Annotated in this window: 9 protein-coding genes; 5 read left to right on the top strand and 4 right to left on the bottom strand. The window is 45.8% G+C overall.

All coding sequences use genetic code 11. From position 1 onward, the window contains the following. Window positions 1-143: 143 nt before the first annotated feature. Window positions 144-416 carry a hypothetical protein gene (locus tag QUA57_RS09320; protein WP_333060364.1) on the top strand — a complete coding sequence of 91 codons (273 nt, stop codon included), beginning with the start codon at window positions 144-146 and terminating at the stop codon, window positions 414-416. 564 nt (window positions 417-980) lie between these two features. On the opposite strand, the gene mrdA is transcribed toward QUA57_RS09320, so the two are convergent. Then, window positions 981-2,795, bottom strand: coding sequence for a penicillin-binding protein 2 (gene mrdA, locus QUA57_RS09315; protein WP_333060365.1), 1,815 nt, complete (start codon window positions 2,793-2,795; stop codon window positions 981-983). Window positions 2,796-3,009: 214 nt separating this feature from the next. Here mrdA and QUA57_RS09310 point away from each other — a divergent pair, with 214 nt between their 5' ends. Further along, entirely contained in the window at window positions 3,010-3,369 is a 360-nt protein-coding gene (locus QUA57_RS09310) for a phage holin family protein (RefSeq protein WP_333036800.1), read from the top strand. Window positions 3,370-3,581: 212 nt separating this feature from the next. Here QUA57_RS09310 and QUA57_RS09305 read toward each other — a convergent pair whose 3' ends face one another. The 3 genes from QUA57_RS09305 to QUA57_RS09295 all read right to left on the bottom strand — a co-directional run bounded on the left by QUA57_RS09305 (window position 3,582) and on the right by QUA57_RS09295 (window position 7,330). Beyond that, window positions 3,582-4,259: an N-acetylmannosamine-6-phosphate 2-epimerase gene (locus tag QUA57_RS09305; protein WP_333060426.1), complete on the bottom strand. Its 678-nt coding sequence runs from the start codon at window positions 4,257-4,259 to the stop codon at window positions 3,582-3,584. A gap of 80 nt (window positions 4,260-4,339) precedes the next feature. Beyond that, window positions 4,340-4,705, bottom strand: coding sequence for a four helix bundle protein (locus QUA57_RS09300; RefSeq protein WP_333036801.1), 366 nt, complete (start codon window positions 4,703-4,705; stop codon window positions 4,340-4,342). A gap of 78 nt (window positions 4,706-4,783) precedes the next feature. Beyond that, entirely contained in the window at window positions 4,784-7,330 is a 2,547-nt protein-coding gene (locus QUA57_RS09295; protein ID WP_333060366.1) for an ATP-binding protein, read from the bottom strand. 590 nt (window positions 7,331-7,920) lie between these two features. Between QUA57_RS09295 and QUA57_RS09290 the strand changes: the two genes are divergently transcribed. From QUA57_RS09290 to QUA57_RS09280, 3 genes are all read left to right on the top strand, one after another. Then, complete coding sequence (locus tag QUA57_RS09290; protein ID WP_333060367.1) at window positions 7,921-9,207, top strand: chemotaxis protein; 1,287 nt, start codon at window positions 7,921-7,923, stop codon at window positions 9,205-9,207. 202 nt (window positions 9,208-9,409) lie between these two features. Next, window positions 9,410-11,332, top strand: coding sequence for a response regulator (locus QUA57_RS09285; RefSeq protein WP_333060368.1), 1,923 nt, complete (start codon window positions 9,410-9,412; stop codon window positions 11,330-11,332). Window positions 11,333-11,602: 270 nt separating this feature from the next. After that, window positions 11,603-15,073, top strand: coding sequence for a PAS domain S-box protein (locus QUA57_RS09280; protein ID WP_333060369.1), 3,471 nt, complete (start codon window positions 11,603-11,605; stop codon window positions 15,071-15,073). Window positions 15,074-15,348 lie beyond the last annotated feature (275 nt).

The following is a 15,348-nucleotide window of genomic DNA, read 5'->3' as shown; positions in this document are numbered from 1 at the left end:
TCGTTTCGGCATTCTTTATCTGACGGAGGTAGTGTTCCTCACGCATTATATCATGGTCAATCGACCGGACATGATATCACTAGAAACCTTAGAACGCTTATTTACCCGATATTAAATTAATTAACTTTGAGGAAAATTGAAAAATGACAATTTTAACTCAATTCGAACAAGTAGAAATTGAAGATCCCAGCAGCGACGGAGAGCCGATGGCTGAAAGCGACATCACGCGCGATTACATGATTTACAGCGTAGAAGCTGTCAAGCTTTACTTTCAAGAACGTTCTGATGTTTACGTGTCAGCTAATTCTTTCATTTATTATGAACAAGGGAACAACCAAGCGGTTGTTGATCCGGATATTTATGTGGTCTTTGGAGTGGCAAACCGCAAAAGAGATAATTATAAAGTTGGGGAATAAGGCGGAATTACTCCCGATTTTGTGTTATAAATTACTTGGGAAACAACTCAGACGAAAGACCAAGAAACCAAACCGGAAAGTTATCGGGCTTGGGGAGTTAGGGAATATTTTCAGTATGATCCGTCGGGAGATTATCTGAATCCAATTTTACAGGGATTACGTCTAATAAACAATCAGTATGAGCCGATTGCAGCCAACAATATCGCTTTCGATACGCTGTGGTTGTTCAGTGAAGTGCTGGGACTAGAATTGCATCTAATTTCAGGAGAATTGAGGTTTAGAGTTCCTGAAACGGGGGAGTTTTTGAAGACTCATAAGGAAGAGAACCTGGGACGACTAGCTGCGGAGTGAACATTACGCTCGCTCGTAAATCAACTCTTAAATTCTGGAGTGGGTCTGGAACAGGTAGCGCAAATGATGAATTTATCGACCGTGGAAGTGAGAGGATTGGTAGGGGAAAACTTTTGATCGATCGCACTTTTCTAAGATATCAAGAAAAGTGCGATCGAAGTATGGGACAAAATGAGAACAGTCAACAGTCAACAGTCTACTATTAACTAATGACTATAGAGGCTTATTAGTAGGTTTAAAACCATGCTTTTGAAAATAGGTTCTAAATACCTCGTGAGCAATTGGTGCCGCCGATACAGCACCATATCCACCGCCTTCAACTATAACTGCGATCGCAACTTCAGGTTTGTCAGCAGGAGCAAAACCCACATACATAGAATTGTCAGGATGACCGGGCATTTCCACCGTTCCAGTTTTGCCCGCACTTAAAGGAATAGTACCATCATTCAAGCCGCGGCCTGTACCTTTTTTCACCACCTCAATCAATCCTTGTTTAATGACATTTAAAGTTGCCGGCTTAATACCTGTTGAAATTTTTTGAGTAACAGGCGTATTCGTTTGAGAAGCCAACAAATGTGGCTGCACTCGCCAACCACCGTTGGCAATAGTTGACACCATCACTGCCAATTCTAGGGGAGTACAAAGTACCAAACCTTGACCGATCGCCATTGTTACCGTATCGCCCACATACCAATCTTCCCCATACATTTTCTGTTTCTCGGCTGGTATCGGAACTTGACCGTGATTGGCGCCGTCTATCCCCAAAAGATCTAAATTAATAGTACCGCCAATGCCCATTTTTTTAGCCCATTTTGCCATTTCTTCCGGCCCAGCAGTCATACCTACTTGATAGAAAAACGTATTGCTGCTGTAGGCTAAAGCATCGCGGAAACCGATAACGCCGTAACCCGCGCCGTGTTCGTTAAAGGAAATTCCGCCGATGTTAATTGAAGCAGAACTTACCAAAGTCGAGTCAGGAGAAAACTTGCCCGACTCCATCCCGGCTACAGAAGTTACAATCTTAAAAGTGCTGCCGACTGGATAGCCTTGAACTGCCCGATTTAAAAATGGTTTGTCTGGCCCTTGCAGCCGATCCCATTCTTTTTGAGTCACCTTGCGGGTGAAAATATTGGGGTCAAATGTCGGCCAACTAGCCATTGTTAAAAGAGCTCCGGTTTTCACGTCGATCGCCACAACGGCACCAAGGCGATCGCCCAAAGCTTTTTCCGCAGTTTTCTGCATATCTAAATCTAAAGTTAGCTGCACCGGTTTGCCGGGAATAGGATCTTTTACACCTAAATCTTGGATTTCCTCGCCCTTAGCATTTACCTCGATTAAACGGTTTCCCCAAACGCCCTCTAAAGTTGAATTGGCTAATTTTTCAACTCCCATTTGACCGACGATCATTCCCATCGGATATGCAGGATTAGCTTTTAATTGATCTAAACTAGCTTCGCCGACGTATCCCAAAAGGTGAGCTGCTAATTGCTGGTTGGGATTGTCTCGGCTCGATTCTACGCGAATTTCAACTCCCCGCAAAGTACTAGCTTGTTCTCCCAACGCCACGAAAGTACCGACATCGATATCCTTACTAATTCGCACTGGCAGGGCTGATCTGTAGCCAACTGCATCGATTTTTTTGACAATTTCGGCTGAGGGAAGTTTGACGATGGGGCCCAGTGTAGCAGCGATCTCTTGCCACTCCTTAGCCGATCGCTCTTTTGGCCACACATAGACCGATCGAGATACGCGGCTGGCAGCAAAAATTTTGCCGTTGCGGTCTAAAATTTGACCGCGATTGGCTGCGACTGAAACAGGGCGAATGCGGTTATTTTCCGCCCGCTGTCGGTTGTAGGCTCCCTGTACCAGTTGCAGTTCGGCTAGACGAAATATGGGTAGCGTCACCAAGGTAGTGACGAGCAGCATAAAAATCATAACTTGGAGCGATCGGCTGCCTTGCCGTGCAGGGTTGTCCAAGGCTTTTTTGTCGAATCTGATTTTAGAGTTAAAAGAAAAATCGCCAGCCATATTAATTAATCTGCTCTTTTTATTCAACTAACAGGTTGATACGGTTCCCATCCGGATCATTTGGCAGAAAATGCAGCGATTGGAACTTGTCACTCTTTAGTGACAGACATAAATTCGGCCTGTTGGCAGACGGATCAGCCGGATTGTTTGATTAAGGTAGATGTTAAATATCAGGTTTTTTTAACAATTCAACTGTTAAGGAGGTACGAGCGCTGTGGAACCGATCGATTTTTTGATTGCTTGGCTGGTGACAGGTAGCAGCTTGCTACTGATTTCTCAACTGCCGATCGGCGTAGAAATTGACAGCACACCGAAAGCAGTAATTTCCGCTGCGGTTTTGGGAATGTTGAATGTTTTAATTTTGCCAATTCTAAAAGCAGTTTTTTTCGTACCGAACCTACTGACGCTGGGATTGCTTTCCGGCCTGTTTGCTTTTGTAATGAACGTGATTGTTTTTGCCTCGGCTGCGAAGTTAGTTGAAGGATTTAGTTTGCGGATGGGCCTTTGGAGCGCGGTACTGGGGGCGATCGCCTTAGCTGTAGTTAGCAGCTTTATCAACGGCGCACTGATTTAGCAACTTCCCCTGATAAAGGGCGATGGAAATCGCCCGCTATTTCCCACCCTTAGCTGGCGCGTTTCCTTTGCCTACAAGCCATTTCTATCGCCGAATATTTCTTCTCCCTTCTTCCTTCAATCCGTTACATCCGTTACATTGCTTAAATCCGTTAAATAATCGGTTGCCGAACTGCCTTCAATCCGTTAAATCCGTTACATCCGTTGCCGAACTTATTTCCCCATCAGCGACTTATAGGCTGTCACCTTAAGATCAATCCCAGTAATATCTGTCCCCACAACAACAGCCACCGCTCCTAAATCCAAGGCTTTTTTAGCCATTTCCGGCCCCGATATCCCGCCTTCGCAGATAACGGGAACCTTAAGCTTTTCTACCATTTCCGCAAGCAAATCAAATCCCGGTGGCGATAAATTTTCCGTCTGGGGAGTGTAGCCAAAAAGAGTAGTTGCTACAGTATCTGCACCCGCTTCGGCAGCCGCGATCGCAGCTTCTATTGTATCTACATCCGCCATCACTAATTTGCCCAATTCACTGTGAATTCGCGCGATTAATGTCTTTAAGTCTTCGCCGCCAGCAGGACGGTTTCTCAGAGTAGCATCAACGGCGATAATATCGGCTCCAGAAGCGGCGATCGCCCGCGCGTCTTCAAACCGAGGGGTAATGTAAATCTCGCATCCCGGCAATTGCTGCTTCCAAATCCCAATTATGGGAGCGGATATCTGTTTTCGCACCGCTGCAATGTGAGCCGGAGTGTCAATCCGCACGCCCGATGCACCTCGATTGATGGCGGTTCGCGCCATTGCCGCAATTACGATCGGATCGTGCAGCGGCGAATCAGCAGGTGCTTGACAAGAAACAATTAATCCTGTAGGAATTTGACAATTAATCATGGGGAATGGAGAAGGGGGAATTGGGCATCGGGCATCGGGCATCGGGCATCGGGCATTGGGCATTGGGCTTTTTTTGTAATTTATTCCCTGTGCCCTATTGAACTCAAATAAGCGTTAACTTTTGGTAGTAATTTATCGATAATTGGTTTAAATTTGCTTACTTCTTCGCTGGTGATAAGTTGTCTAGCATAGGCTAATCTTAACCAGTTTACTGTTTCGTACAAAGAGCCTCTCGCAATTTTTACAAAACGCCGATTATCTTGATCATTATAACGACCTCTTCCTTCAGCAATATTAGCACAGACACTATCAGCAGACCGAACTATCTGTTTGCCCATCGTATCTTTTGTGAAGTAATCCCATTTTTTTACAATCTCCCAAATCTGATTCGCCAAACTTTCCGCCAACTTATAAACCTCTAATTCCTCAAAATCAGGTCTTCCCATAATTACCTCAAAAACTCAATTCTATGAAATGCCCCATGCCCCATGCCCCATGCCCCATGCCCCATGCCCCATGCCCAATTACCCATTACCAATCCCGGCCATTAAAGAAATAATTTTGTCCAGCAATTGCTCAGGGTGAATCGGTTTAGCCAAACACTCGTTAGCTCCCGCCGTCACAAAAGATATCTGATCTGGCGGAATTTCATTAGCGCTTAAAGCTAGAATCTTGATATTTTCAGTAGCGGGTTTTTGGCGCAGTTGGTGAATTATTTCGCAGCCATTCATACCGGGCAAGCGCATATCGACAATCACAGCATTCGGCTGCAAAAGTTCAATTTGTTCCACGGCAGCCGAACCTTCAATCATCCACACCACTTGCAGTCCTGCTGCTGTCAGGATATCGCAAATCAGCATGGCAGTTTCTTCATCTTCTTCGACGAGTACGAGGCTGCCCCACGAGGAAGAATGCAGCGGTAAAGATGAATTCGATTTTTCATATGTAAATTTTGTGGATTCATCTTTGCTGAAAGTTTGGATGGGTATAAAAACCGTAAAAGTAGAGCCGACATCAACTGTAGAGCTGACTTCGATCGCACCGCCGTGAAGCTCTACTAACTGTTTAGTTAAAGCCAATCCCAGACCGGTGCCGCCGTATTCGCGGCGGTACGGGGAATCCAACTGCTGGAATTTTTGAAACAAAAGCGATCGCTGATTTTCGGGAATTCCAATGCCGGTATCTTTGATTTGAAAAACAGCGGTGCTGCCTGCCGGTGCAGTACCGGGCTGCCGCACTGCCGGCGTTCGATTTTTATCTTCGGTCACCCAAACTCGCAGGATGACTCGCCCGCCTTTGGGAGTAAATTTAATCGCATTTCCTAAAAGATTGAAGAGAATTTGTCTCAAGCGGCGGGGGTCAGCGATGAAGCGATCGCACTCTTGTTTGATCCGTTGTTCTTGCAGCAGTTCCACGCCCTTAGCCGCAGCTTTTTCTTTGAGGGCGTGCAGGCTCTGAGAAGCTAATTTAGAAAGTGAAAATTCACTAATTTTTAATATTGCTTTTCCCGCTTCTACTTGCGATAAATCTAAAATATCGTTAATTAATTCTAATAAGTGGTCGCCGCTGTCTCGGATAGTTTGCAGGTACTGCCGCTGCTTTTGCACTGGCACTTCTTTACTGCCAACTTTGCCGTAAGACCACCGCAGTAGCGTGTCGGAAATGCCGATGACGCAGGTGAGAGGAGTCCGCAATTCGTGGCTCATAGCTGCCAAAAATTCGCTCTTGGCGAGGCTGGCAGACTGGGCGGCAACCAGTGCATCGCGCAGTTCTCGCGTGCGTTCTATTACGCGCTGTTCTGAGGTGCGCTTTTGCTGCTGGACTTGTGCATAAAGTTCGGCTTGGTAAATGGCGATCGCCAAATGTTCTGCTATTTGTCGCAAAAATGTTTTTTTGCTTTCTTCCCACTCGCGAAAAGTACACTGGTGGGCAATTAGCAGCCCCCACAAGTCGTCTTGAACTACGATCGGCACTAGCAACTTTGCCCGTACCTTCGCCCGCCGCATCAACTCTAAAAAACAAGGCTGCGAAGAGTAACTTGTTTCCACATCCGCGACGCACAAAGCCAAACCTTTGCGATATTTCTCTCGGTCAATGACTCCATTGGTAAAACACTGCGCGTCTTCACTAAAATTTAGTACAGACGAGATACCATCATTGGCTAAAGCTTCGTAGGTAACGCGACCTAAATACAAGTAAGACCCGGAATTTTCGGGGATTTCGCCAGACCCAGAAACCGCCGCCGGTATTTCTTTAGCTAACTCGCCCTTGTGCGGCGCAGGAACTTTTTCAAATTGATAAATTAACAGGCGATCGACCTCCAAAAACTCTCGCACTTGCTCGACTGCTTTTGACAAAATTACAGGCAATTCCAGACTCTGGCGGATTTGAGTTGTGACCTGATTTAAAAGTCGCTCTTGTTCAAGCTGTTGCTGCAAAGCATCTTCTACTGGCTGACAAAATGAAATGCAGGGACTGGCAATTTGTAATTGATTGACGGCTTCAGCAATCTGGCTTTGTAGCGTTTCTGGATCTATAACTTTGGGCGCGGATTTTCCCTCTATTTCTGTTTGGCTGTGTAGGGGCAGGTGATTATTTTGGCTGGCATTGGCAGCGAGAATATCCAGCAAATTTAGGGTGAATTCGCTTTGAAGAACGGCCGAGTTAGTCTGTATATTTTTAATTGCTTGTTTGAGGGCGCGAATGTCAATTTTCCACGAGGGTGAGCCCGTTATTTCTGCGAGTTTGTCTGCGAGGGGAGACAGGAAATTGGCGATCGCCCCGGGGTCGAAAGTCAACTGCACATTCAATTGCGAATGGAGATTTTGTTCGCTGTGCTTGTGTCCGTTTGTTGCGAACTCATCTAATAGATTGCCCCGCAGCAGCGCGCTAAAATGCTCTGATACCACTGCTGCAAACCTTTCCGACGAATTGTCCAGATTTTGAGAATCAGCGATCGCATCGTCGGTCAGCCAAATCGCCCCTGGGATTTCAGCCATTTGCTGTAACAACTGGTAAGCAGCCTCAAAGGTTGCTAGTGGCAAAGTCCGATTTAAGGTTTTTGGTTTCAATCTAAATATTTTCCCGGTTGTTTTAAAGAACAAAATATGAATGCCCCTGTTGTGAGGACGGAACCTGGGGAACAGCAGGCGCGGCCGATCCAAAGTCAGAAAGTAGGTAATAGAAGGCCCCGGAGCCAGAGAGCTAATTTCTCCCTATAGTTGTCCTCTTTCTTCTGGGCGAGTGACCCCCGCTTCAGCGCTTTACGAGCGCGAAAGCGGTAGGAGGAAACGGGGGGAAGGGATACGGCTGTATAATCGATCGCTTCTGGTGGTGTTTGTGAACCGGGTTGTTGATTGAAACTAAGCAATTCCACTCCCATTGCTGGGGTGAAGTTAGCACGCGCCTTTGTTTTCTGAGCTGATTCGGCTAATGGCACGTCCTTAACCCAAATAAAAATGTTTAACCCTTAACGACAGAACAGGGGACTAGCTACGTATCCGCTTGGTGTCATTACTGTCAGGCTGGTCAACTGAAAATGAAGTTTTAGGCGCGAAGCCCAGTCACTTCCGTGCTGGGTCGTTGACTACTTTCAACAATCTTATTCCAGTATAATATTAATATATAATTTGTTAACTTGTACTTAACACTATCCGGGTAAATGAGCAATCCAACTCAACTCACCCCCGATTTCACGATCGGACATCTGCCGTGTCACGACTTCCAAGTGAGCGCTGCAACTCTAGGACAGGTAGTGGCTGAAAGATTTGAGCAAGAACCCGAGCTGCCGGGAGTCATTATTACCCATGAATCACAGGTATTGGGCATGATTTCTCGCGTCAAATTTCGAGAGCAAATGAGTTTTCCCGATCGCGTAGAACTTTACGGGTCACACCCGATTCGAGCCTTGTTAGATTTTATTAGAATTCCGCCTTTGCTGCTTTCGGCAAACTGGAAAGTTGACGATGCCGTGCAAGCGTCTTTCAACAGGCACAAAGACTTGGTTTATGAACCGATTATTGTGGTAAGAGAAGACCAGAGCCACCACCTTTTGGACGTTCATACTCTGGTGATTGCCCAGTCGAAACTTTTAGCGCAAGCTAACAAAGTTATTCAAAAATACCGAGTAGAAAGACACAAGTATTTGGCGCTACTTCAACAAGAACAGGCTAAGGTTCACGAATGTAATGAGCTTTTAAAAATCCACCAACGTCAAACAGAAAAGTCCTATGCCAATCCTAGTGTCCAGCAAGTGGCACTTATCAAACAAGCTGAAGAAATAGCTCAAATGAATCAGCGATTTGTGAGAATTGCGAAACTGATTTCTTCGGAAGGTCGCCAAGCATTTCAAGCTACTTTTCAAGGTGCTAATTCTATTTGCAACAATACAGATAAAATTTTGGGCGTGGGCAAAGCCATAGCTAATGATTTAGAAACGGTTAACCGCACTTCCCGAACCATCCGGGAGGCGATCGAACAAGTCAGGCATTTAGCAGTACAGGTGGCTGTAGTTACCAATCAAATGGGAAGTCAGCCCAGCGGTCTGAGCAAAGTGAGTCTAGAAATTGGCAGGCTGGCAAGTAAAACTTTTGAATTGGGGACTCAAATGGAGCAAATTGCCAGCCGGTTTAAACTTCGAGTTCACGAACTCACGGAGGCAGCAAGAGCAGGTGCTAATGTGGCTAAATCCGTGACGATCAAGATCGATCGCGCAGAAATGGCCCTGTTAGAGTTAGAAGAATTAATAGCGGAAAAAAATTTCAATTCATTGACCGCTATCCAAGAACCTTTGGGAGTCATAAAAAGTGTTACCGCTGATTCTTTAGTTCGAGAGAGAGAACAAGCCGAAGTCACTGTTTCCGAGTTGGAAGACTTAGTTAAACATCAAGATTCCTCGCAATATCTGATTCAAAAGATTCAGCAGGCGCTGAAGTCCAAAAAGCCATAAAATCCCAGCCCAAATATAATGAAATATTTCGAGAGGCCAACAAATAAAATAAAAATAATAATTTACAATTATTCTATTTCCAGAATACTATTTGTTATACTGAAGGTAGGAAATTTTTAAATTCAGTTGTAAAAAGGCTATTTAATTAGCCCCAAAAACCGATAAAAAGTTCCAAAAATAGTTGGAAGGACAGGTGACGTTTATGAAAATCCTGCTGGTAGAAGATGACACAGTTACAGTCAGTTTGCTGACTCAAGCGCTGAACTCTCACAATTACAATGTGAATGCGGCAGCAGACGGTGAAACAGCGTTGCATTTGGTGCAGGCATACGATTACGACCTGATTGTTTTGGATGTGCTGATTCCTAAACTCGACGGCATTAGTTTGTGTCGAAAATTGCGATCGTCCGGCTGCCAAATGCCGATTTTACTGCTGACAGCGCTAGATAGCAGCAATGATCGAGTCCAAGGTTTAGAGGCGGGTGCAGACGATTATGTGGTCAAACCCTTTAATCTCGAAGAATTAATCGCTCGAATTCGGGCTTTGCTGCGCCGGGGTAAGGCAACTTTGTCGAGTACAAATTTGACCTGGGAAAAACTGCAAGTCAACCCGGACACTACGGAAGTAACTTATGCCGAAAAAGTGCTGCACTTGACTCCCAAAGAGTACAATTTGCTAGAACTTTTCCTGAGAAATCCTCGGCGCATTTTCAGTCGCAGCGCCATCCTCGATCGCATTTGGTCGGCCGGCGAATTTCCTCAAGAAGAAGCCGTTACCGCTCACATCAAGGGGCTGCGGCAGAAGCTGAAAGCAGCCGGGATGACTGTAGATTTAGTGGAAACCGTTTACGGATTGGGCTATCGGCTCAAAAGTCTGCCGGAGGAGATTGAGAGCCAACAAGTTGGGCAGGAAACGGCAGAAACTGCTAAAACTCAAGAGACTTTATCTACTGAATCCAGCGGGTCGATCCAGGAATTAAACAAAGACGAGCGCCGTCTCAAAGTCTTGAATGCGATTGCCCAAATGCGGGGAAATTTAAAAGCTAATTTTATAGAAAAGGTGGCGATATTCGATCGCGCGATCGCTCAAATGAAAAACGGAAGCTTGGAGGGCGAAGTGCGCCAGGAAGCCCAAGCCCAAGCTCACAAATTAGTCGGTTCTTTGGGAACTCTAGGGCTGCCGAAAGGTTCAGAAGTTGCGCGCCAGATAGAACATTTGTTCAAGGCTGAAAACATCTGGAAACCGGATACGGCTCAGCAGATTGAGGGATTTCTGCATCAGCTCAAACAGATATTCGATCGCCCGTCGGCCGAACCAGAAGGCGATTTGGTTCCTGCGGTTTCCCAAAAGCGCCGAATGCTGATTGTTGATGATGATACTTTTGGGAGCGAGCAACTGAAAACAGTAGCATCCGGTTCCGACTTCCAGATAGAAGTCGCCAACTCTCCGCAAGCGGCAAGAAATGCAATTTCTCAACAGCCTCCCGACGCGATTTTGCTGGATTTGACATTTTCCAGATCTCAGGAAAACGGACTTTCTCTCCTAGCCGAACTCCGCAGTGAAAAGCCAGAAATTCCGGTGATGGTTTTTAGCGGGCACAATCAATTGAGCGATCGAATAGAAGTTGCTCGTTTGGGAGCTTCGGGCTTTTTACACAAATCTATCCCCCCAGCAGATATACTCAAAGCAGTCGCCCAACTACTCGACCAGACTGGCCCTGCTGAAGCTAAAGTTATGGTGGTAGACGATGACGTGCATCTATTGGCTGCACTGCAAGTGATTCTACAACCTTGGGGATTTCAAGTAACAACATTGGACGATCCCGAAAAGTTCTGGGAGGTACTCGAAACAACTTGTCCGGATTTGCTAATTTTAGATGTGGAGATGCCGGGTTACAGCGGTATCGAGCTGTGTTTGGCAGTTCGCAACGATTTGCGCTGGAGCAAGCTCCCCGTGCTATTTTTGACAGCTCATTCCGAATCGGAAACCGTGCGCCAAATGTTTGTCGCAGGTGCTGACGACTACGTGAACAAGCCGATCGTGAAACCGGAATTAATTGCTCGCCTCCTGAACCGTTTGGAGCGGACTCAACTCAGAAACAGACTGGCTCAGGCACAGCGCTAATCCAATTTTAGATTTAAAAAATTAAAGAATTAAAGAATTGAAGAACTGGGAATGACTGATAAGATATGGATTTCGATAACGTACCTATAGTTGTATTCTTTTTTTTTAATGGGATAACTAGGAGCAAATATGCAGTGCGTGTCCGAAACAAATCAGGAATCCTTAGCCAAGACTTGGGATTGTTAGATTGTGTGAATCCGACGCGGTGCTGTTGATTGATGCTTGCCCGCCGATCGAGAACACAGGCTAATTTAGAGAAGTATTAATCAGATGAAAGCAATGGTATTGCCCTCAGACACAGACAATCTCAATGGCAGCAACTGCGAAGTAATTTACGCCCCGGCTGCGATCCAACCTCATGGCATCCTTTTAGTGCTGGAATCTCCTGATTTAAAAATTTTGCAAGTTAGTAACAATATTTTTGAGGATCTCGGCATTTATCCCGAAGAACTTTTGGGCAAATTTTTACAGGAATTTGTCGAAACTGAGGAAATTGAGGCTATAGAAAAAGCTTTATTTGAACACTGCGATCAATCTAACGGTATCAGATTATCATTCAAAAGTCAAAACCGCCAGTCTTTTTTTCAGGGGACGGTGCATCAATCTAGTTCAGCATTAATTCTTGAACTCGAGTCGGCTGTTTCCCCAAAACCTAGCGATTCTTTCAATTTTTATCATTTAGTCCAAGAGCCGATCGACAAAATCCACAGAACACCAAACCTGCAAGTGCTGTGTCAGACAGCAGTTGAAGAAGTGCGGAGGATGATCGGTTTCGATCGAGCCATCGTCTATCAATTTGATGCCACCGGGGCGGGGGAAGTTGTCGCCGAAGACAAAGTAGAAAGTTTGGCTCCTTTATTGGGACTGCACTATCCGGCTGGCGATATTCCCCCCCAGGCAAGAAACCTGTTCAACATGAATTCAATTCGGTTTATTCCGGATATTAACTGTCAGCCTGTAGAACTAATTCCTCACTGCAATCCGCTGACCGGTCGCCCCCTGAATCTGGGCTTTTCTTTGTTGAGAGCAGTTTCCCCTTGCCATGTTCAATATCTCAAGAACATGAACATTGGTGCTAGCATGACCTTGACATTAATCAAAGATAAAAAACTCTGGGGATTGATCGCCTGTCACCACCCAACACGAAAGTATGTCAACTACGAAACAAGAAAGGCTTGCGAACTGCTAGCCAAGTTTGTGAATCTAGAACTTAGCTACAAACAAGATAGCGAAAATTGGGAATATGCTATTTATTTAAAAGAAAACTGCCATAAATTTGTCACCAAAATTTCTCAATCACACTGGTTTGTAGAAGGTTTACTTAAATCCCGAGATGAATTGCTGACCTTAGTGGGCGCTACGGGTGGAGTTGTGTGTGCCAATGAAAATTTAACAACCCTCGGCAAAACCCCGGAATTGGGAGAAATCGAAAGCTTAATTGCTTGGATAAAAACTCAAAAAAATAATGATATTTTTCATACAGATTCTCTCTCAAAACTGTATCCGCCATCCGAGAAGTTTAAAGAAGTTGCTAGCGGTTTGCTGGTACTTGCCATGTCCGAAATGCAAAATTATTACATTTTGTGGTTCCGTCCAGAAACAATTCAAACTGTCAACTGGGCCGGTAAACCAGACGGGGAAATTGAAGTTAACCCGGATGGCAGCCGGCCGCTGTCTCCTCGCAATTCCTTTGACTTGTGGCAAGAAACTGTGAGGTCAAAATCTTTGCCTTGGCAGCGCTGCGAAATCGAAATAGCTGGAGAACTTCGAGTTGCTATTACTAGCATGGAGTTGCGGAAAACCAATCAGCAACTCAGCTTAGCTTTGTCGGCTACCAAAATTGGATTTTGGGACTGGGACGTGCAGAAAAATCGCATAGTTTGGTCGAGGGAACACGAAGAGTTGTTTGGGTTGACCCCGGGTACTTTTGCCGGAACTTATCAAAGTTTTGCAGCTTGCGTTCACCCAGAAGATTTAAAAAGTACGGAGAATGCTCTAAATCAGGCCCTGGCCCAGCGAGCAGATTACTTTCTGGAATACCGCGTGGTTTGGCCCGACGGCAGCATTCACTGGATGGAGGGAAAAGGTAAGTTTTTTTACAACGAAGCCGGCGATGCAGTGCGGATGGTGGGGACTGTTACAGAAATTACCGATCGCAAAGCTAGAGAATTACAGTTGCGCCTGTTGGAATCAGTAGTTACCACTACTAACGACGCCGTGTTAATTACCGAAGCTGAACCGATTGAGGAACCGGGGCCGCGAATTATTTATGTCAATCCAGCTTTCACGCGGATGACCGGCTATACGCTAGAAGAAGTTGTGGGCCAAACGCCGCGCATCTTGCAAGGAGAAAAAACCGACCGCGCAAGTCTCCATCAAGTTCGGACAGCTTTAGAAACCTGGCAGCCGGTGCGGGTTGACTCGATCAATTACCGCAAAGACGGGACGGAATTTTGGGTAGAAATGAGCATTGTGCCCATAGCTGACGAAACAGGTGAGTTTACCCACTGGGTATCAGTGCACCGCGATATTAGCGATCGCAAACTTGCTGAAGCCGCCCTCCAACAGCTCAACGAACGGTTAGAAATGCGAGTTTTGCAGCGAACCAGAGAACTAGAAAGCTCTCAAGCAGAACTCCGGGAAAGCGAAGCTTTATTTCGCTCTCTGAGCGAGAGTTCCCCCGTCGGCATTTTCAAAATTGATGCTGAGGGGAAATGTACCTATACAAATCCCCGCTGTCAAGCAATTGGAGGCTTCACACCTGCAGCAGCTTTAGGAAAAGGCTGGATGCGGTTTGTTCACCGCGAAGACCTCAAACTAATTCTGTCTAAGTGGTCCCAATCGCAATCGCTAGATGGGGAATTTTCCTGCGAATTCCGCCACATCCAGCGAGACGGAACCATCCGGTTTTGTCGGCTTAAAACAGCTCCGATTTTTTCCGACAGATCTCAACTAATTGGTCACGTCGGCACAGTCACAGATATCACAGAAAGTCGGGCAATTGAAAAAATGAAAAATGAGTTTATTTCGATTGTCAGCCACGAACTGCGAACGCCGCTTGCTTCCATTCGCGGTTCTTTAGGTTTGCTGGCGGCTGGGGTACTGAAAAGTAAACCGGAAACTGCCAAACAGATGTTAGAAATCGCTTCCAGCGATACTGAACGGTTAGTGCGTTTGGTAAACGATATTCTCGACTTAGAGCGGCTCGATTCGAGCCAAGTTATCCTCCTCAAGCAGTGGTGCGATGCCCAGGTTTTGATGCGGAAGTCTGCAGAAGCTGTACTTTCTTTGGCTGCTGAAAATAACATTGATTTGTCGATTTTGCCCGAAACAGCCCAAATTTGGGCTGACCCCGACAGAATCGTTCAACTGCTGGTAAATTTGTTGAGCAATGCGATTAAATTCTCCGATCCAGGGAGTACAGTAACTGTCAGGGTGGAAGATTTGGGCGATTCCCTACGGGATAGCTACGCTTCACGGGTTTTATTTGAAGTCAAAGATCGAGGGCGGGGGATTCCTGCCGATAAACTAGAAACTATCTTTGGACGGTTTCAACAGGTCGATGCTTCTGACTCCCGCCAAAAAGGAGGTACGGGTTTGGGTTTGGCTATCTGTCGCAGCATAGTACAGCAGCATGGGGGCAGAATTTGGGTCGAAAGTGTTGTCTCACAAGGCTGCAGTTTCTATTTCACAGTGCCTGCACCGTTGGAAGGCGAAGGGGGAAAAAGTTTGGAGGTGTGAGATTGCTTTGATAATATCTCGCGAAAGCTCAAGTTCCTGGCAACCCACGCGGGTAGAATGATTTTGGGAGGCTGATAGGTCGATTTTTCAGTTCAGGGTTTAAGTAGGTGAGCGGCAAAATATATCAACCGCGCCCGACGATTAGGACGTTTTTAAGTGCTGAAACTCTTAATTTTATTGCTTCTTCCTTTGGCTATATCTTTCAAGAAACCCGGTTGATGAGGCAGCGTGCGTAAGTCCTTTTTCGGTTTACCATGATTAATTTAAAATTTGAG

It is taken from the genome of Microcoleus sp. Pol7_B2 (genome assembly GCF_036701035.1).
In the GTDB taxonomy this organism is placed as follows: Bacteria; Cyanobacteriota; Cyanobacteriia; order Cyanobacteriales; family Microcoleaceae; genus Microcoleus.
Note: the sequence above shows the minus strand (reverse complement) of the source record. Positions and strands in the feature narration are given on the sequence as shown.

Bases quoted from the DNA above. Each gene is read 5' to 3' on its own strand.
- QUA57_RS09320 (WP_333060364.1), top strand. From the start codon at position 144: ATGACAATTTTAACTCAATTCGAACAAGTAGAAATTGAAGATCCCAGC.
- mrdA (WP_333060365.1), bottom strand. From the start codon at position 2,795: ATGGCTGGCGATTTTTCTTTTAACTCTAAAATCAGATTCGACAAAAAA.
- QUA57_RS09305 (WP_333060426.1), bottom strand. From the start codon at position 4,259: ATGATTAATTGTCAAATTCCTACAGGATTAATTGTTTCTTGTCAAGCA.
- QUA57_RS09300 (WP_333036801.1), bottom strand. From the start codon at position 4,705: ATGGGAAGACCTGATTTTGAGGAATTAGAGGTTTATAAGTTGGCGGAA.
- QUA57_RS09290 (WP_333060367.1), top strand. From the start codon at position 7,921: ATGAGCAATCCAACTCAACTCACCCCCGATTTCACGATCGGACATCTG.
- QUA57_RS09285 (WP_333060368.1), top strand. From the start codon at position 9,410: ATGAAAATCCTGCTGGTAGAAGATGACACAGTTACAGTCAGTTTGCTG.
- QUA57_RS09280 (WP_333060369.1), top strand. From the start codon at position 11,603: ATGAAAGCAATGGTATTGCCCTCAGACACAGACAATCTCAATGGCAGC.